Below are 18,941 nucleotides of genomic sequence, written 5' to 3' on the forward strand. Positions count from 1 at the left end.
GTTGTTTTGTTCGTCATTGCGAGGCGCCGGCAGGCGCCGTGGCAATTTAGCCGAGGGTAATCTCTACGTTTACTTCCTTCTTTCCTTCAACGTATGGAACTACACAGCCTTCTACTGCAGCACCGTCAACTATCATGCTCTTTACGCCCTTGCAAACGTGGCTCGGGTTTTTGATTGTGATGTTGTACTTTGCACCGCGGAAGAGTCGGGTAGCTGTAAATCCGTCCCAGCTTGATGGAATTGAAGGATCAACCTTGAGACCGTCAAAGTCTGGCTGAATACCGAGAATGTACTGGCTGATTGCAACCATGTTCCATGCAGCGGTACCTGTAAGCCATGAGTTCTTTCCCTGACCAAAGTTTTTACCTGTTTGTCCAATATCCGAACCTGCATCTTTACCACCAATCATCTGGCCATATACATATGGCTCTGTCTTGTGGATATCAGAAGTTTCTTCTGTAAATGCAGGTGCGATTTCTGAGTAATATTTAAATGCCTGGTTACCTTCTCCTGCATAAGCTGCTGCACAGATAATCCATGCATTGTTATGAGTGAAGATACCAGCGTTCTCTTTGTATCCGCCCGGATATGTTGAGATTTCACCATATTCAACATAGTACTTGCTGAAGGCAGGATTGTTGAGAACGAGTCCGTGCTTTGTATTAAGTCTCTCATCGATTGCGGCAAGGGTCTTCTTTGTTGCGTCCTTATCAATATCAGACATGATTGCAAAGCCCTGTGGCTCAATAAAGATCTGTCCTTCTTCGCATTCGTGAGACCCCATCTTCTTGCCGTAGGCATCATAAGCACGCATAAACCAGTTTCCGTCCCATGCAGAATCCATCATGGCTTTCTTCATCTTGTCAATTTCTGCCTGAGCCTTTGCGGCCTCGTCCTTCATTCCAAGATGATTTAGGATGCCAACAAAGTTTGGTCCAACATAAGTAAAGAGGGCCGCAACGAATACAGATTCTGCAACCTTTGAGTAGCCGCCTTCTGCCTTGAACTTAGGGTTTGTATAAGTCTGGAAGCTTTCGCCCGGTGTGTCAGAGAAGCATGAAAGGTTGATACAGTCGTTCCAGTCTGCACGCATTGCAAGTGGAAGTCCGTGTGGACCAAGATTATTTACAATGTGGTAGAAGCTTACTGTAAGGTGGTCGAGCATTGATTTTGCTTTTGACTCATCATTATCGTAAGGAACCTTTGCGTCGAGAATTGACCAGTCGCCTGTTTCCTTGATATAAGCTGATACAGAAAGAATCATCCAGAGTGGGTCATCAGAGAAGTCTCCACCGATGTCTGCATTACCCTTCTTTGTAAGCGGCTGATACTGATGATAACAGCCGCCGTCCGGAAGCTGAGTAGAAGCAATGTCGATAAGGCGCTCGCGGGCACGGTCTGGAATCTGATGTACGAAACCGAGAATATCCTGGTTAGAATCGCGGAAGCCCATACCTCGTCCAATTCCGCTCTCGAAGTAAGATGCAGAACGTGAAAGGTTGAAGGTAACCATACACTGATACTGGTTCCAGATGTTTACCATGCGGTTTACTTTGTCTTCCGGAGTATTTACGTTGAGGATGCCGAGGAGCTTATCCCAGTAAGCGCGGAGCTCAGCCATACCTGCGGCAAACTTTTCCGGTGTATTGTATTTTTCCATCATGGCAAGTGCTTTTTCTTTGTTGATTGTCTTGCCGTCTGCCTCGAACTTTTTGTCCACTGGCATTTCTACATAACCAAGGATGAATACGAGAGTTTTTGATTCGCCAGCCTTGAGGGTAATTTCCTTGTAGTGAGAAGCAATTGGAGACCAGCCATCTGCGAGAGAGTTTCCGCACTTTCCGTCGAGAACCTGCTGAGGATTGTTGAAGCCGTTATAAAGACCAATGAAAGTGTCGCGGTCTGTATCGTAGCCGTCGATTGTGTCATTTACTGTATAGAAAGCAAAATGATTGCGGCGGTCGCGGTATTCTGTCTTATGGTAGATTGTAGAGCCTTTGATTTCTACACGACCGGTAGAAAAGTTTCTCTGGAAGTTTGTGCAGTCATCCTGAGCATCCCAGAGACACCATTCTGCAAATGACCAGAATTTGAAAGTTTTGTCTGAACCACTTTCGTTAGTCAAAACTACCTGCTGAACTTCTCCATCATAATCCTGAGGAACAAAGAAAGTAACTTCAGCTTTAAGGCCGTTCTTTTTACCAGTGATTACAGTATAGCCCATACCGTGGCGGCATTCATAAGAATCAAGTTCAGTCTTTACAGGAGACCAGCCAGGGTTCCAGATTGTACCGTTGTCGTTGATGTAGAAATAACGTCCGCCCATATCAATAGGTACGTTGTTGTAGCGGTAACGTGTAATACGGCGAAGGCGGGCATCCTTATAGAAGCTGTATCCACCAGCTGTGTTTGAAATTAACGAGAAAAAGCCCTGAGTTCCAAGATAGTTAATCCAAGGGTAAGGTGTACGTGGAGTATCAATTACATACTCACGTTTTGCATCATCAAAGTGTCCGAACTTCATGTGCGTCTCCTGTGTAAGAGTGATATAAACGTTTTTGCATATAATACATTTACCTTAAAATAGCGAAAACGTTGTAGTAACTTCGAGTATACAGTATGTATGCTTTTTATGCAAATGAATTCTGAATCTAGTTTGTACTTAGGCCAGTAATTATAGAATTCACAGCAGAAAAACGGGCTGTGAGCCAGTTTTTGAGGTATTCTGCAGACTCTGCCTGAGAAGATGCAGCGGCAGTTTTACTTGCTGTACACAATTCATCATTTTGGGCTGGAGTACCCCATTTAGCACGTGTATAGTTATAAACAGCTGAATATTCATCAGTTGAGTTACCATCAATATATGATGTTAATGTGTTCAAAACAGAAGTTCTATTAATACCTGCCCACTGCTCCCTAACAAGCTGCTGGAACCAGCCCTGCTTAATAAAGATAACCATCCAAGGATTTGCATGAATTTTTTCGTGCTCACAGTTTACGTCTGTCTGGCAGGCACCTGCAAACATATCATTTTTACCTACATAAATTCCTGAAGATGTATCATCTGTACAGAATCTTTTATTACCCATTGTAGAGTCAAAATCCCATGGTGCCTGGAAACGAAGTTTACGGTCTTTACCTGCTCCAAAATCTGCAGTCATAAAGAAGCTTGTAAGATAAATATCTGGATCGCAGACAAGTTCATTATAGATATACATATTTGCAAGAGAAGTAATATCAATTACTTCTGAAATACAGTTCTTACATTTTTCATCATCATTTGCACCTGCCGGTGTGTATTCTTCAAGTGTAAAATTATCTGTAAATTTAAAATACTTTTTATTGTAAGCTGCATCGTAACAGATTCTCCAGAGACGGTTCATATATTTCATAATGAAAGTCTTCTGTTCGGCAGTATTAATATCACTTTTGATGGTATAGCCCTTCTGTACATCCTGAAGAACTCTTCCATAATAATCTTTTATATTTCCGCCATAATTTATTTCAAAGCGTTCATTTTCAACTTCAGAAGTATAATACTTGTCAAATTCAATAAGATAACCAATATCTGTTCCCGCAGAATCATCAGTTTGAGTAATATTAATTCTGTCAGATTTTACTTCCTGCTGTTCCGCAAGAAGATAAACGCCCATATATTCACCGTTTACTTCAACTTCTACAAGCTGGCAGTCACTTGCATAATAGTTAGGGAACATTGCCTTAAACATCTTAAGTGCTACAGCATCTCGCAAGAAAGAAGCATCCTTCCATACAGCAAGCAAAACCCAGTTCTTAAAAGTTTTTCCGCCATTAAGTCCACAAAGATTCTGTTTACTATCAAACTTGATTCTTAAAGATTTTTTATCATAGTTTGTTGTCCAGTTTCCACGGACCTTTACCTGACCGGCCATAGAAGCCCCATTGTCAACACTGATTGAACAGTTTTCGTACCATGGGTCTGGTGTATTAACATTGCTTAAATCGTTCCAGCTACGCTGCGCATCTTTTACATGATGGGCAACTGGTTCGGTTACAAAATAATTTGTTCCACCATTATTTGTTGATGTAATTGTGATGAGAGGGAATTCATGAGTTGGAATGGTAAGAAATTCCTTACTATCAGAAATCCATTTGTCATAGCTTGCATAAATATCCTGTTTATATTCTTTACCAGCAGCATCAGAAAACTTATACGAAAGAATGATAAATAAATTCTGTTTTCCTGCTAAGAAAGTATTTAACTCATTATTTGAATCAGTATAAGTCCTAATAAAATTAGTATTATTCGCCAACACAAAAGAACAGTCAGGTTCGCATTTATCACAAGGGTTTGCCCAGCGAGTTCCATTTTCTGCACGAACATAAACATTAAGAGAATCAGGAATCTCAGGCGCTGTCATAGTCAGATTATTCATACGAATTATTCTCTTATTATTTGAATCTTTTTCTATTCGTATATCACTTGCTTTTGCATTTACAGTTCCCAAACCACCCCTGGCGGTAGCCTGAACCGCATTAGCCTCGGTTGTACCATAATTATTCCAGTTTACATCCATATGAGTAAGCCATACTTTGTAGATTTTATTCCTTTCAGTAAATACAAATGTAAGTTCTGCTTTCTTTTCAGCATTTAACACGCCTACCCCAACTTCTATTGCTTCATGATTATCGGTTACATTTTTAATCTTTAATGAATTATGCACCCAGGCTTTTGATTCTTCTGTGGCATTACAATCAACCACAATATGAAGACCATCTGGACATGGAGTAACAGTTATAATATTATCTCTTGACATAACAGAAGCTCCAGCCGATTCCGAAACTGTCGCTTCCGACACAATATAAGTTGGCGAAGTAAACTCAACTTCAGGATGTACAGAATGATCTACGCTTTCAGGGTAAGTATAAGGCGAAGCAGTAATAGTTGTCTGAGTAAAATCAAGTGCTTCTTCACCAAAAACTTGCGATACACTTTCAGAACCTGAGTCAGCCGGAGTATCGCTTGCTTCCGAAACCGGAACCTCAGGTTCTGTATCATCTACATCGCTTGAGCAGGCGGTGAATGCAGACAGGCCAAAAAGAATAAGGCCAGACACTAAAAACATTTTTAAAATACTTTTCATGTTTATTTCCTCAACTTTAAAAAAAATACAATACAATTGTACCCCCCCCCGACCGCTTTGTCAACTAAACATGAAACTCTTAATTTGAGGATAGAGAATAAAAAATTGTGGTTTCGATACGCTCCTTCGGAGCTACTCAACCACCGGAGCTAAAGATGAACGACCGTGCCGCCTTTTATCAGCCGGCCGCTGACCATTTCCTTTTTTGGGGTATAGGATTGTGGGTTTTCTATTTTTGCAAGCAAAGACTCGGCCATGGTGCGGCCAATTACTTCACCGTTCTGCTCATAGGTTGTAAGCGGTGGAATCATCATAGAAGTAAGGGCAATACCGTCGTAACCTACTACACTTATGTCTTTTCCGGGAGTAAGTCCGCGGCTGTTTAATTCGCGGATTCCACCAAGGGCCGCATAATCATCCGGATAAAAAATACAGGTAGGAGGTTCCGGCAATGAAAGAAAAACCTCTGTTGCAGCAGAACTTGTAACCGGGTCATGATAAAGACCTTCTGCAAAATATTCTGGAGGAAGTTTTATTCCATGGTCTGCACAAACCTTTTTAAAGGCTTCCATACGCTGTTCTGTTACCCAGGTTTGTTCTCCGTGAATCATAGCAATCTTTTTGTGACCCATAGATATTACATATTCCAGAAGCTCATTGATTCCGGCAGTATAATCACTCATAACTGCAGAATGTTCCATATCGTAAAAGCAGTCCAGAGTAACAGTTGGTATTTCGCTTTTTACAAGCTCCTGGATTCCGGAAGAATTAAAATCTGCAGAAAGAATTGCAAGACCATCATAATTACGGGCAAGAGCATGCGAATAATAATCGTAGTTTTTAGTTGAATCGCCGCTTACGAAGGTCATTTCGTAGCCCTTGCTGAAGGCTACCTTTTGAATACCGCTGATAATTGTGGCAAAGTACTGGTGCTGAAAACCCGCGCCGGTTTTATCTTCAAAGATTACACCAATATCATAAGTGCGGTTTGTGCGCAGACTGCGGGCTGCAATATTCGGATGATAGCCCATTTCGTGCGCTTTTTTCTGTATAAACTCTGTTGTTTCAAAACTGATTTCAGGGCTACCCTTTAAGGCCTTGCTGACAGTAGAAAAGGAGACCTTACATTCCCTGGCAATATCTTTTAGCGTTACCATGCCATATATTGTACACCCACTTAGCGGTTTTACGCAAACGTTTTCGTAACAAATTGTGTTTAAAATACGTCGAGTCAAGGCACGCTAACGCTTAAAGCCTTGACTTCGCCGTTTTGAGGGTTTGTAATAAACCCTCAATAAAAAACGGTGGTTTCGATACGACAGGTGCTTTAGCACCGTACTACTCCAACCACCGTCCTTGTACTTATCGGTGGTTGAGTGATGCGAAAGCATCGTATCGAAACCACCGATAAATATGTTGCTCTACAGAAGAGGTTTCATTGCAGTCATATACTCGCGGAGTTTGCGTCCTACAACCTCGATAGGGTGGTTGCGGATTTCTGCATTAACTGCTACGAGCTCTGCGTTGTTTACTTCGTTGTCCTTTACATCAAGTCCCTTACCAATAACGTCTGTGTGAAGCTTTGGCATAAGGTCTTTTGCCATCATTGGAGCTGCAACGCGGCTGAAGAGGTAACATCCGTACTCAGCAGTATCAGAAATTACGCGGTTCATTTCGTAAAGACGTTTGCGGTCAATTAGGTTTGCAATAAGAGGAACTTCGTGGAGTGATTCGTAGTAAGCTGATTCAGGCTTAATTCCGGCATCAACCATAGTTTCGAATGCGAGCTCACAGCCAGCCTTAACCATAGCAACAAGAAGAATACCCTTATCAAAGTATTCCTGTTCTGTGATTTCTTCGCTTGATTCAGCATTCTTTTCGAACGGAAGCTTTCCAGTATCTTCACGCCATGCAAGAAGGTCCTTGTCACCGGCAGCCCAGTCCTGCATCATTGTGCTGGAGAACTTTCCGCTGATAATATCATCCATGTGCTTCTGATAGAGTGGAGCAAGGAGCTTTTTGATTTCTTTAGAAATTGCGTTTGCCTTGATTTTTGCAGGGTTAGAAAGGCGATCCATCATGTTTGTAATTCCACCCCATTTGAGGGCTTCGCTTACAACGTTCCAGCCGTGCATAAGGAATTTAGTTGCATATTCTGGTGAAATACCTTCTTCAATCATCTTGTCGTAGCAAACGATTGTACCGGCCTGGAGCATACCGCAGAGAATTGTCTGCTCACCCATAAGGTCAGATTTAACTTCTGCAACAAAGCTAGACTCGAGTACACCGGCTTTGCTTCCGCCCATACCTACTGCAAGGGCCTTAGCATATGCCCAGCCCTTTCCTTCAGGGTCGTTTACAGGGTGAACGGCGATAAGATCCGGTACACCAAATCCGCGCTGGAATTCATGCCATACTTCTGTACCTGGTCCCTTAGGAGCACACATTACAACAGTGATATCAGGGCGAATCTGCATTCCCTCTTCAATCATATTGAATCCATGGCTGTACCAGAGAGCAGAACCCTTCTTCATTTTTCCCATTATGTCGTTGATTACTTTTGTGTGCTGCTTATCCGGGGTAAGGTTTCCTACGAGGTCTGCAGTTGGAATCATTTCATCGTAGTTACCCACTTTAAATCCGTTTTCTGTAGCGTTTTTCCAAGACTGACGTTTTTCTGCAATAGCAGCATCGCGGAGTGCGTAGCTGACGTCCAATCCAGAATCGCGAAGACACAAGCCCTGGTTTAATCCCTGAGCACCGCAACCTACGATTACGATTTTCTTACCTTTAAGAGCGTTTACTCCGTCAGCAAATTCTTCCTTAGCCATAGAGCGGCAGTGACCGAGCTGAAGACGTGCCTCTCTCCATGGAATTGAGTTAAAATAGTTGTTTCCCATTTTGAAGCCTCTTTTATCTATTGTTAATATTTTTAGTATAATTAAAATAGCAGATTGCGTAAAGGGTAAACTGACGGTTAAATGACGGTGGTTTCGATACATTTCGCTTTGCGAAATACTCAACCACCGCTTATCCGTTTACCAGAATTTCGGAAATGTTGAAACAGTTGTCGCCGATGTGTTCGATTGTGCGGACAATATCAATGTAGAGAAGCTCAGACTTAACGTCGGCACCACCTTCGAGGCGCTTGCGGGCAACCTTCTTAAGGTCCTTGCGGAAGGCGTCGATTCCGTCTTCGAGTTCGCGGGCCAGCTCGAGTTTTTCGGCAGTCAGCTGCTTATTGATATTTATGCGGATAAACTGAAGGAACTGGCGGGCCAGTTCAATATATGGAAGCAGGCGCTCCATATCTTCAGTCTGGAACTTCATCTTCTTTTCGATTGAGCGCTTAATCAGCATGATTGTGCCGTAGCAGGAATCGCTCATGTTTTCAAGCTCATCAACAATCTGAATCATGTTAGAAATATGATTAAGCTGCTTTTCTGTAACCTGAAGTGATTCGCACTTGATAAGATAGTGAGTAATCTGCTCGTGCATCTGGTCTGCGTAGTCTTCTGCGAGCTCGCTTGCTTCGCCATACTTTTCAATAAATGCATTATTACGTTTTGTAACACCAATCTGGATTTTATCGAACATGTCTGTTACAACGTCGGTCATATCGGCAATTGCTTTTTCTGCCTGAATGATGTGGGTTGCAACAGCGTCCTTTGTAAGAAGGCCTGTAAATTCCAGCTTGTAAACGTTTGAAGTTTTTTCAGGATCATCCTTAATGATTTTCTTAGAAAGAAGAACAAGCGGATTCTGCATTGGCAGCAAAATCAAAGTAGAAAGGGTTTTGAATACTGTATGCAGCATTGAAATACGGATTGCGATGTTTGAATGCTGTCCGCCAGGTGTAAGCATCATCACTAAATTCAGGAATGGATGGAAGAAGATAAGAGCCAGCACAGTACCAAAGACGTTGAACATTACGTGGATAAGGGCTGAACGGCGGGCATCTGCATTTGTTCCAATGGAAGCAAGCACTGCATCTATAGTAGAACCTACGTTAGAACCAAGGGTCATTGCTGCTGCCATTTCCCAGTTGATAAGGCCATTATAGGCCATTGTAATTACGATTGCAGAAAAAGCAGAGCTGGAATGCAAGAGGGCTGTAATCAGAATACCAATTACAAAGCCGGCCAGAATTGCAAGCGGGCCGTCTCCCTGAATCTTAAAGAGCCAGCCAAGCTGCTCCGGTGTGAATACTGCAGAAAGTCCGCTCAAACCAAGGAAGAGCATACCAAAACCCATAAGAGCTTCGGCCCAGTTTCTGTATCTTCCTTTTCTGATTAAAGCACTGAAATAACCGATTCCGAAAACCGGAATGGCAAAAGCAGATATCTTAAAATTGAATCCAAAGATGGCGACAATCCAGGCAGTGATTGTGGTACCAATGTTTGCACCAAAAATAACACCTACAGATTGTGCAAGGGTCATAAGTCCGGAGTTGACGAAGGTAACAACCATTACAGTAGTTGCACCCGATGACTGAATAATCATCGTAACAACAAGTCCGGTCATAAGGGAAGCGAATCGGTTTCCTGTAAGAACCGAAAGAGCTCTCTGAAGCTTTTCACCGGAGCTCTTCTGAATACCGTCGGACATGAGCTTCATTCCGTAAAGGAGGAGGCCCAGGCTACCAATCAGTTCTAAAACGGGCTGTATGACATTCATAGCCTAATTCTACCGAAAAGGCCCCTTCTTTTCAAGAAAAATAAAATGAGGTAAACTATGCGGGAATCGTCTAGGCATGGATTGCCACGTCGCTGCGCTCCTCGCAATGACGAAGGAATAATAATGAACAAAAAATTTATCATATTAATATCTATAACAATTCTTTTTTTCACCTTTTCCGGCTGCAAAAAAAATCAAAAAGAATATGATGCAAACAGTATAGACCTTACCCTTAAACAGGCAGAAGAAGCAGCAATGCAGACAGCGCCTCAAAAGTGGCATATTACAAATAAGAGAGTCTGCGTGCTTTTTGGATATGATTTTAATAACCCGGATGTAAAAGAGCCTCTGCTGGCCCAGCTTCGCGAAAATTTTGGCCTTGCAGAAGATGAAGGACTGATTTTTCCTCTGATTTATCCGGATGATTTTAAGCACGGAATACGCGGATACGCAACGGACTTTGCGGCAATTCTTCAGGAAGAGGATTTAGACCTTGCGGGCATTGTACTGCTGGGTGCTCCGGAAAATACCCACACTGCCCTTGCAAAAAATCAGGATAAGTGGGAACAGAATGTGCCCTATCCTGTTGTTGCTCTTTTTCCTCAGGACGATGTTCTTGGAATTGAGTCTACCTGCGACATTGTTGTAGACAAGGGGCAGACTGCAGGACTTGCGGGTGAAATTGCGCCGGAAGAAAGTGACGGGCAGATTCACCCTAATGCGGCAGAAATTATAATAGAAACAATTAAGTATATTCAGCTGCTGGACGGGGCTCCAAGCCGATCTAAAGATTTGCAGAAGCACATGGAACAGATGCTGGCAGGCTTTCAGTTCCACCACTATACTGACCCGGAAAGCGGGCTACAGTCTATAAATCATTTTGTACTAAACTAGAATGTGGTTTCGATACGACGCTCCGCGTCTACTCAACCACCGGTGGTTGAGTGCGTGCGAAGCACGTGTATCGAAACCACTTGTATAAGGACCTCGATGATAGAGATTTCACAACATCAACAGAATATAATCGGCTCGCGGGAGGCTATTGCGGCCCTGGAAAATAAAGACCATGCCCGCCTGCTTGTACTCTCTGATTCGCATGGACGCTACGGCATTGTAGAAGGTATTGTGCGCCGCTTTGGCTCTGAATGTGACGCTTTGATTTTTTGCGGCGACGGTGTGAGTGACATTGCCCAGCTTTTGTATGCAGCTAAGGCCGATAAGAAGCTTGGAGACTGTGTACCGCCGGTGATTGCCGCCGTACACGGAAACTGTGACCCGGCCTCTTACCCTCTGGACAAGGGAACTCTTTACTTTTCCTCTATGATTGAATTGAAAGTGAACGGCCGCGGCATTCTTATTACTCATGGCCATAATCAGGGTGTGGACTGGGGAGTAGAAACACTGGGACTTGAAATGCAGGTAAGCGAATGTACAACTGCTTTTTATGGCCATACCCACGTTGCCCGCGAAGATAATTTCAAGAACTTTAAGATTGTAAACCCGGGAAGCTGTTCAAGACCTCGCGGAGGCCAGGCTCCAGGCTTTGCGATTGCGACGGTTGAAAAGTCCTTTGTTGATATTGCTTTTATTAAAATGGAAATGGGCGCAGATGGCGCTACTGAGTATAAAATCTGGAATCCGTATTAGATGCTGAAACAAGTTCAGCATGACGGTGCAGCTACATCATAAAGCCGAAGTTGTCGTGGCCGGGGTAGACTAAGGTGCCGGCCGGGATTTCTCGCTGCAGACGGGCAAGGCTCTTCTGTATTTCAAGCTCATCACCGCCATACATATCTGTGCGGCCGTAACCACCGTAATCAAAAAGTGTATCTCCGGAAATTAAAATACCGCGCCCATCGTCTGCAGCATCGGCCTTATAAAGGCAGATTGAGCCCGGTGTGTGGCCAGGTGTATGCAAAACCTTCCAGCCGAAAACTGTCATGCCATCGCGAAGCAGTGTGTCTGCCGCAGGCTGGGCGCCAACCACATCCACGAGTTCCGGAGCTCCGAAAAAGCGCAGTACAGAATTGTTCATGGGACCAGGAGCACCGCTTCCATTGAGTTCTGAAAGTTCTGATTCATGCAGGGCAATTTTTGCAGACGGAAAGGCTGCCTTAAGAGGTGCAATTCCTGTAATGTGATCAAAGTGTGAATGAGTGAGGACTATACCCTCGCACTCTAATTTGTGGGCTTTTAGATAATCAAGAATAAGATTTTCATCGCCTGTAATTTTACAGGCAGCAGGATCAACAACGAAGCATTTATTTTTTTCGATTGGAACGATAAGACTGTTTACCCTTAATGGGCCGGTATGGATTACATGAATTTTCATTTATATACATTGTCATCCTCGTGGCAAAGATTGTCATTGTCGGGCTTGACCCGACAATCTAGATTCCCGTGTCAAGCACGGGAATGACACAAAATGTCACGTGGGAATGACACTTAAACTCCGAAAGGCTCTTTGTCGGCAGCAGCTTTTTCTGCAGCGGCATAAGCGGCAGCATCTTCTGCGGCCATTTCTGCATCTACAGCAGAATATTCTGTCTGGCTTTCTGCATCAGCAGCTTCTGATTCGGCAGCAGCGCCTTCAGCATCTGCATCTGACTTCTGGCGGCTGTAGCTTACTGCGAGCTTGCGTCCGCGGTAGTCGTAGCCGTTGAGTTTGTCGATTGCAGTCTGAGCATCTTCTGTATAAAGCTGTACAAAAGAGTAATTTGCAAGAACCTTAATATCACCGATACGCTCGCGGTCAATGCCTGCGATTGCAATAAGAATACCTACGAGGTCGCGTGGGTAAACACGGCGGTTTTTACCAATACTGATAAAAATTGATGTAGCCTGATCTTCAGGGATTTCTACGCGTGGGTGGCGTGGGCGCTCTTCTTCTGTTGCTTCAGTTTCAGCTGTTTCTACAGGAGCTTCTGTACGCTCTGCGCGTTCTGTACGTTCCTGGCGGAAGTTTCTTTCCTGACGGTTATTATTACGATTATTTCTTTCGTTGCGGTCAAAGCGCTCGTTTCTTTCAAAACGATCACGGCGGTTATTAAATGGATGATAGTGTTTTAATGCTTCTTTAAGCAGATATGCAATTACATACTTACGAACTGTAAGCGGTACATTTTTCTTAAACAATTTGTTCAAATCAGAAAGCAAATCTACATTTTCTGATGTTCTTACTTTGTCTGTTGCATTTTTGAGAAAATCCTCAAGCTGAGCTTCGTTAAGCTCAAAATCACGATTAAAAGCCATTTTTTTATTCTCCTAAAGATAAAAGATAACCGGAATAAATTTTTCTAAAGCCTGTACGTGTTAATAACGGCTGTAAAATATCCGGTGCAAAAAGATTCGGGACTAAAACCCATTTTTTTCCACAGTTCTGAAGGCTGGTTATACACATTTCAATAAGTTCTGTACCTATTCCAAGTCCACGGAACTGTTCAGGAACAAAAAGACTTGTAATTACATTAATCTTTTCCTGATTCTGTAAAAGCGGCGATGTTGTAATACAACCTGCAAACTCATCTGAAAGACTGAAGCAAATATAACCGGTTTGTTTTTTTTCGGAAGCTCCTTCAAAACTGGCTTTCCATAATCCGTAAAACGCTTCATTCACTTCTGGCGGCAGGCTTTCATCTTCGCACGCACCCGCAGTAATATTTAAAAGGATTGTTTTCCTGTCAGCAGCTGAATCATATTCCTTAAATGAAAAATCATCATGCACTAAAGATTCATCAGATTCCGGCAACTGATCTAATTTTTCCAATCCCCATATTTCTCGCAGGGAATTATACCATTCGTTGATACGTGCCGACATAAATCTGTGCTTATATATATGCCATCGTTTATCAACTTCCGGGTAACTTTTTAAAACATTTCTAAAATTCTTAAATACCCCCCTTCCTGAATGCATTGCACTCTGCAATTCTTCGCGGGCTAACGGCGAGTGAAGATTATTCACAAAATCTTCGCGCAACTCAAAACCGTCTGAAGGCCCCCATTCAGGTAAAATATAATATCTTTCATCATCCGGTATATGTCCGTCTGAATCAGAAATAACTAACTGACCTTCTTCGGCGTCGACGGCGTATTCTACATCCTGATTTTCCATGGCGGAGATTATGTCGTCTATAAGCGAATCGGTCAGTTGGAATTGCATAAATTATTTAGCAGGAAGCTCCTCGCGTTTTGAAACAATCTTGCTGATAAGGCCGTATTTTACAGCTTCATCTGCATCGAGCCAGTAGTCGCGGTCTGTATCCTTTGTAACCTGCTCAAGCGGTGTACCTGTAGCTTCTGCAATGAGTTTATTCAACTTTGCACGGATTTTTTCCATATCCTTTGCATAAATTTCAATATCAGTTGCAACACCACGCATCTGACCAAGAGGCTGATGGATAAGATAGCGGCTGTTTGGAAGTCCAATTCTACGCTCTTTTGGAACTGCAATAAGAATAAGGGTTGCAGCTGAAGCTATAAGGCCCATTCCAATAAGATAAACAGGAGCTTTTACAAAGCGGATTACATCATAAATAGCAAAACCTGCATCTACATCGCCACCAGGAGAGTCAATATACATGTAAATTGGAGATTTTGAGTCTTCTGCATCAAGAATAAGAAGCTGTTTTGCAATTGCATCTGCAAGTTCTTTGTTTACTTCGCCGGTAAGGACAATCTGTCTTGTTTTAAGGAATCTGTCCGAAAAAGGATCCGGCATTTTCTGCTTTTTTTCATCTTCCTCGTCGTCAAAGCGAGGGCTAGAGTAAATTGATTTATAATTCATACTTTATAATATACTAGAGAAATTGCAGATTTTCAATTGATATTTATGATTTGTAGCAGTGTCATTCCCCGGCTTGACCGGGGAATCTAGATATATCGGCAAATTCTAGATCTTCGGGTCAAGCCCGAAGATGACACTACTTATTCGCCGAGGATGACATTAATGTCTCTACACCTTAAATGCCTTACATGCGTGCGGAGCCAGAATAAATGTTATAGACTCCTTCAGGTCTTTTTTTGCCCATATGTCGCGGATTTTGCCGTTTTCTGAGTTCATTTTTACGGTCTGAGGTTCTTCGCTCAGGTTGAAGTAGGCATAGTAGGCGTGTCCATCATCAGTTATATTACGCCATACAACTACATCTTCACGGCTAGTCTTGCTCAGCTGCTCTGCCTGGTTAGGACACTTGTCCATGGCAATAATTTCTTCGTTTGTAAGCAGGCCCAGATTGAACTTATCCAGCTGAGGCAGGTCGGTTCCAATCATCAAAGGAGCACGGAAAATGCACCAGAGGGTAATCATTGTGCGGGTTTCTTCTTTTGTAAACTTGCACTTCCAGCCCCGCTTTTTTTCCGGTGTGCCTGGTGCAGCCCAGCCCCAGCCTAAGCGGTTCATTGGCAGCATATCGCAGTCAGGCCAGTTACCGTCTCCAGTGTGCTTCTGCCAGACCTCGCAGCGCTCGAACATGGCTTTCAAAAGCTTCCAGTCATCCCAGAAATCATCTGTAATGCGCCACATATTTGCAAAGGTCTCGTAGTGATGGGCTTTTTCAATTACAGCAGGCCCCGGGCTCAAAGATAGCACCATACCGCGCCCGCTGTTTTCAATTGCTTTAGCCATCATTTCAATTTCTTTTTCTGCAGAATATGGATTATGAGGGTACATATTTGTGTTGCAGATATCATCTACCTTTACATAATCTACTCCCCACTGGGCATAAAGCTCGAAAATTGAATCATAATAATCCTGGGCATAAGGGCGGTTAGCATCCACTCCATACATATCTGCATTCCAGCGGCTTACTGAATAGGGATTTGCAACCAGGTCTGCAGTCACAGGGCTGCCGTCGTGAGTTTTAATTGGCAGGTGGTCGTGGCAGGCAAAACGCGGAATACCACGCATAATGTGAATTCCAAACTTGAGCCCCAGCGAATGAATATAATCTGCGAGAGGCTTAAAGCCTTTGCCGCCTTCGCTGGAAGGAAAACGGTTAGGAGCCGGAATCTGGCGGGAAAACTCGTCTATGCAAAAACGGCTGAAGGGAATGTATTGGATATTTTCACCGTTACGAAGACCTGCATCCGGATCTGACCACTGAATATCAATTACTACATATTCCCAGCCATACTGCTTGAGGTTAGCTGCCATATACTCGGCATTTGCGCGAACCTGCTCTTCGTTTACCATTGTGTTGTAGTAGTCGTAGCTGTTCCAGCCCATTGGGGGCTGTGGTGCTACTTCATTTTTATTCATAGAGTTCTCCTTTGCGGTGGTTTCGATACGCCCTTCGGGCTACTCAACCACCGTACTTTACCGGTGGTTGAGTAGGCTTCGTCAGAAGCCGTATCGAAACCACCGCATTACCATTTTCCATTAATACAGGCTGCGGTTTTGTGGCGCACACGGAATTGCACAAAGCAACCGCAGTCCTGACAGGTCATACCGCCAATCAGTTTGGGGCATGCCTTGCAAACCTCCAGTCTTTTTGCAACAAGCTTGTCTCCCGCATAGTCAGAAACAGGCTCCTGGGCAGCCATTTCGGCCACAAGTTCAGGAGTCATATCCATTGAGGAGAGATGAGATTTATTTTCGCAAACAGGACAAGGAGTCATATAATCATTCACGTATGGATTGCCACGTCGCTTCGCTCCTCGCAATGACGAAGCAATCCATTTGAAAAGTTATGCCTGAATTGAAACTGTTACAACGCTCATTGCAGGTACAGTAATGAACATTTCATTTGCGCCAGAAAGTTTAACTTCGAGAGCTTTTTCCTTGAGCTCGTTTGGCTTAGCAAAAGTATTGCAAAGGTGCATATCTTTAGAAGTAAGGATTGTAGCCTTTGCATCTTTAATTTTACCTTTAAGACCTGCAAGTGTAATATTAATTTCTTTCTTTCCAGTAAGTTCTGCGTTTGTAAGAGTTACAGTGTATACATTCTTCTTGTGAGAAGCAGATGCTGTAACTGAATCTACGCGGGCATCCTTTGGACCAATCTGATTTGAAGCTACACGGCTTGTAAGCATTGTTGCGTCCATGTGTGGCTTGTACATGTGGAATACGTACCAGGTTGGTGTCTTAATCATCTTAGGGCCTTCTGTAAGAACAGGAGACTGAAGTACGTTTACAGCCTGAGCAATATTTGCAACGCGTACACGGTCACTGTGATTGTTGAAGATGTTCAAAGTGATTCCGGCAACAAGAGCGTCGCGGATTGTAGACTGCTGATAGAGGAAGCCAGGGTTTGTTCCCTTTTCTACAGCGAACCAGGTTCCCCACTCATCAACTACGAGAGCTACACGCTTATCAGGATCGTACTTTGTCATGATTTCGTCGTGGCGGCGTACGAGAGTTTCCATAAAGCCGGCCTTGCTCATTGTGAGGTACCAGTCTTTTTCTGTAAAATCGCAGGCTGGCTTACGTCCGTTCCAGTCCGGTTCAACTGTGTAATAATGGAGTGAAAGACCGTCCATAAGAGGAGCTGCCTCTCGCATAAGAACTTCTGTCCAGTTGAAATCAGCAGCGTTAGGACCACAGGCAATCTTGAAAATCTTATCCTTACCGTACTGGCGAACGTATGTCTGATAGCGGCGGTAAAGGTCTGCGTAATATTCAGGCTTCATGTTTCCGCCGCAGCCCCAGTTTTCGTTACCAACACAGAAAAGAGGAAGCTTCCATGGCTTTTTGTGGCCATTTGCTTCTCGGAGTTTACTCATTGGAGATTCGCCGCCAAAGGTAATATATTCAACCCATTCAGACATTTCCTGAACTGAACCTGAGCCTACGTTTCCGTTTACATAAGGCTTACAGCCAAGGAGTTCACAAAGGCCGAAGAATTCGTTTGTACCAAAGCTGTTATCTTCAACTACTCCACCCCAGTGAGTATTAATCATGCGTTTGCGGGTTTCGTATGGGCCAATTCCATCACGCCAGTGATATTCATCTGCAAAGCATCCGCCCGGCCAGCGCAGGTTAGGGATCTCAAGCTCTTTAAAAGCTTCTACAACATCCTTGCGGTAGCCGTTGATGTTAGGAATATCTGAATCTTTTCCAACCCAGAATCCACCATAGATACAGCGGCCAAGATGCTCGCTGAAATGACCATAAATGTCGCGGCTGATTTTGCTGCCGTCGAGGTCTGCATTAACAATAATTGAGTCCATATAAAGTCCTTTCCTGTATTTTTTTGGTTAAACGTTTTACTAAATTGTACTATGCAATTGCTAAAAACGCAATTCAATTTTGTTGTATTAGAGGATATTTTTATTGAATGATTCTCTAAAATAATTGTCATTCCGAAACAAGTTCAGCATGACACTATTTCTTAAATATAACGAGATCCTTAATTTTCAAAGTATAGGTTGAATCCAGGGTATCGCGGATTTTATCTTCACTCATGATTGGAACTTCAAAATGATATACCGATTCAGAATAACCTTCTGCTTCAATTTCAATACTGAAGTTGAAATATGCACGTTCGCCGCTTTCGTTTGCAGGAATAGATTTTACCCAGAATGAATAAACGCCCTTTGTACTAGGAACCAGGGTGTATGGGTTAGACCAGGTTTTATCTACCATTTCTGCAAGTTTTCCGTCAATCTTTAAAGTGATTTTAGCTGATGTAACCGGCTCAAAGGTATTTCCGTCGAGAACAACACCAGTAAATGTAAAGAAATTGAATGCAGGTTTTGACTGTGCTCCATCTGACTGAATTTCACAATCTGCACGGTTTTCTGTATGGAATGGTCGTTTTGTAGAGCTTACTGTACGCATTCCTTCAAGAGAAAGGGAATCAATGTCTGCCTGCAGCTGTGCGCTTGCAAGATATTCGGCATTGTGTGTTACTCCACGTCCGGAAACAACGTATTTAGGAGGAATACGGTTGAGTACATAACTTACTGTATCAAGCCGGCAGTTTTCACAGTCGCAGGTGAGCCAGGCAACATTTTCGCCCTTTACTCTGTCATAAAGTGTGTTTACTGCCTTAATTACTACATCTTCCATTAAGTTATGTACATTCATAGTGGTTCTCCTAATTTTATAAACATTTTGATATTTTTAAATTATAAGGCAATTTTGGGAATAAAACAAACAAATTATTAAATTTATACCACACGGATTGGAAATGACTAACGTCA

The 18,941-nt window shown here is 43.1% G+C and carries 15 protein-coding genes; 2 read left to right on the forward strand and 13 right to left on the reverse strand.

All coding sequences use genetic code 11. The features are described from left to right. Positions 1–46: 46 nt before the first annotated feature. From G626_RS0111340 to G626_RS0111360, 5 genes are all read right to left on the reverse strand, one after another. The gene (locus G626_RS0111340) at positions 47–2,524 is read right to left on the reverse strand and encodes a GH36-type glycosyl hydrolase domain-containing protein (protein WP_022932904.1); all 2,478 of its coding nucleotides are present in this window, start codon (positions 2,522–2,524) and stop codon (positions 47–49) included. A 127-nt stretch (positions 2,525–2,651) separates the two neighbouring features. Further along, entirely contained in the window at positions 2,652–5,123 is a 2,472-nt protein-coding gene (locus G626_RS0111345; protein WP_022932905.1) for a CotH kinase family protein, read from the reverse strand. Between the two features lie 149 nt (positions 5,124–5,272). Further along, positions 5,273–6,280 (reverse strand): LacI family DNA-binding transcriptional regulator, encoded by a 1,008-nt coding sequence (locus G626_RS0111350; protein WP_022932906.1) that lies wholly within the window; start codon positions 6,278–6,280, stop codon positions 5,273–5,275. A 264-nt stretch (positions 6,281–6,544) separates the two neighbouring features. Next, the gene (gene ilvC / locus G626_RS0111355; RefSeq protein WP_022932907.1) at positions 6,545–8,023 is read right to left on the reverse strand and encodes a ketol-acid reductoisomerase; all 1,479 of its coding nucleotides are present in this window, start codon (positions 8,021–8,023) and stop codon (positions 6,545–6,547) included. Between the two features lie 130 nt (positions 8,024–8,153). Beyond that, positions 8,154–9,800 carry a Na/Pi cotransporter family protein gene (locus G626_RS0111360; RefSeq protein ID WP_022932908.1) on the reverse strand — a complete coding sequence of 549 codons (1,647 nt, stop codon included), beginning with the start codon at positions 9,798–9,800 and terminating at the stop codon, positions 8,154–8,156. A gap of 123 nt (positions 9,801–9,923) precedes the next feature. Between G626_RS0111360 and G626_RS0111365 the strand changes: the two genes are divergently transcribed. Continuing rightward, the gene (locus G626_RS0111365) at positions 9,924–10,694 is read left to right on the forward strand and encodes a hypothetical protein (protein WP_022932909.1); all 771 of its coding nucleotides are present in this window, start codon (positions 9,924–9,926) and stop codon (positions 10,692–10,694) included. A 96-nt stretch (positions 10,695–10,790) separates the two neighbouring features. After that, a complete protein-coding gene (locus tag G626_RS16460) occupies positions 10,791–11,447 on the forward strand; it encodes a YfcE family phosphodiesterase (RefSeq protein WP_022932910.1) in 657 nt (218 codons plus the stop codon). Between the two features lie 31 nt (positions 11,448–11,478). On the opposite strand, the gene G626_RS0111375 is transcribed toward G626_RS16460, so the two are convergent. From G626_RS0111375 to G626_RS0111410, 8 genes are all read right to left on the reverse strand, one after another. After that, on the reverse strand, positions 11,479–12,132 hold the full coding sequence (locus G626_RS0111375) for an MBL fold metallo-hydrolase (protein WP_022932911.1): 654 nt from the start codon (positions 12,130–12,132) through the stop codon (positions 11,479–11,481). A 113-nt stretch (positions 12,133–12,245) separates the two neighbouring features. Next, complete coding sequence (locus G626_RS17630) at positions 12,246–13,052, reverse strand: DbpA RNA binding domain-containing protein (protein ID WP_022932912.1); 807 nt, start codon at positions 13,050–13,052, stop codon at positions 12,246–12,248. 4 nt (positions 13,053–13,056) lie between these two features. Next, a complete protein-coding gene (locus G626_RS17635; protein ID WP_022932913.1) occupies positions 13,057–13,911 on the reverse strand; it encodes a GNAT family N-acetyltransferase in 855 nt (284 codons plus the stop codon). A 51-nt stretch (positions 13,912–13,962) separates the two neighbouring features. Then, positions 13,963–14,583 carry an ATP-dependent Clp protease proteolytic subunit gene (locus tag G626_RS0111390; RefSeq protein WP_022932914.1) on the reverse strand — a complete coding sequence of 207 codons (621 nt, stop codon included), beginning with the start codon at positions 14,581–14,583 and terminating at the stop codon, positions 13,963–13,965. Positions 14,584–14,751: 168 nt separating this feature from the next. Beyond that, positions 14,752–16,056, reverse strand: coding sequence for a glycoside hydrolase family 27 protein (locus G626_RS0111395; RefSeq protein ID WP_022932915.1), 1,305 nt, complete (start codon positions 16,054–16,056; stop codon positions 14,752–14,754). 107 nt (positions 16,057–16,163) lie between these two features. Next, positions 16,164–16,427 (reverse strand): DUF6171 family protein, encoded by a 264-nt coding sequence (locus G626_RS16475; protein ID WP_196800488.1) that lies wholly within the window; start codon positions 16,425–16,427, stop codon positions 16,164–16,166. A 57-nt stretch (positions 16,428–16,484) separates the two neighbouring features. Further along, positions 16,485–17,966 (reverse strand): alpha-N-arabinofuranosidase, encoded by a 1,482-nt coding sequence (locus G626_RS0111405; protein ID WP_022932917.1) that lies wholly within the window; start codon positions 17,964–17,966, stop codon positions 16,485–16,487. 154 nt (positions 17,967–18,120) lie between these two features. After that, complete coding sequence (locus G626_RS0111410; protein ID WP_022932918.1) at positions 18,121–18,825, reverse strand: late competence development ComFB family protein; 705 nt, start codon at positions 18,823–18,825, stop codon at positions 18,121–18,123. Positions 18,826–18,941 lie beyond the last annotated feature (116 nt).

This window comes from Treponema bryantii NK4A124 (assembly GCF_000421345.1).
Taxonomy (GTDB): Bacteria; Spirochaetota; Spirochaetia; order Treponematales; family Treponemataceae; genus Treponema_D; species Treponema_D bryantii_B.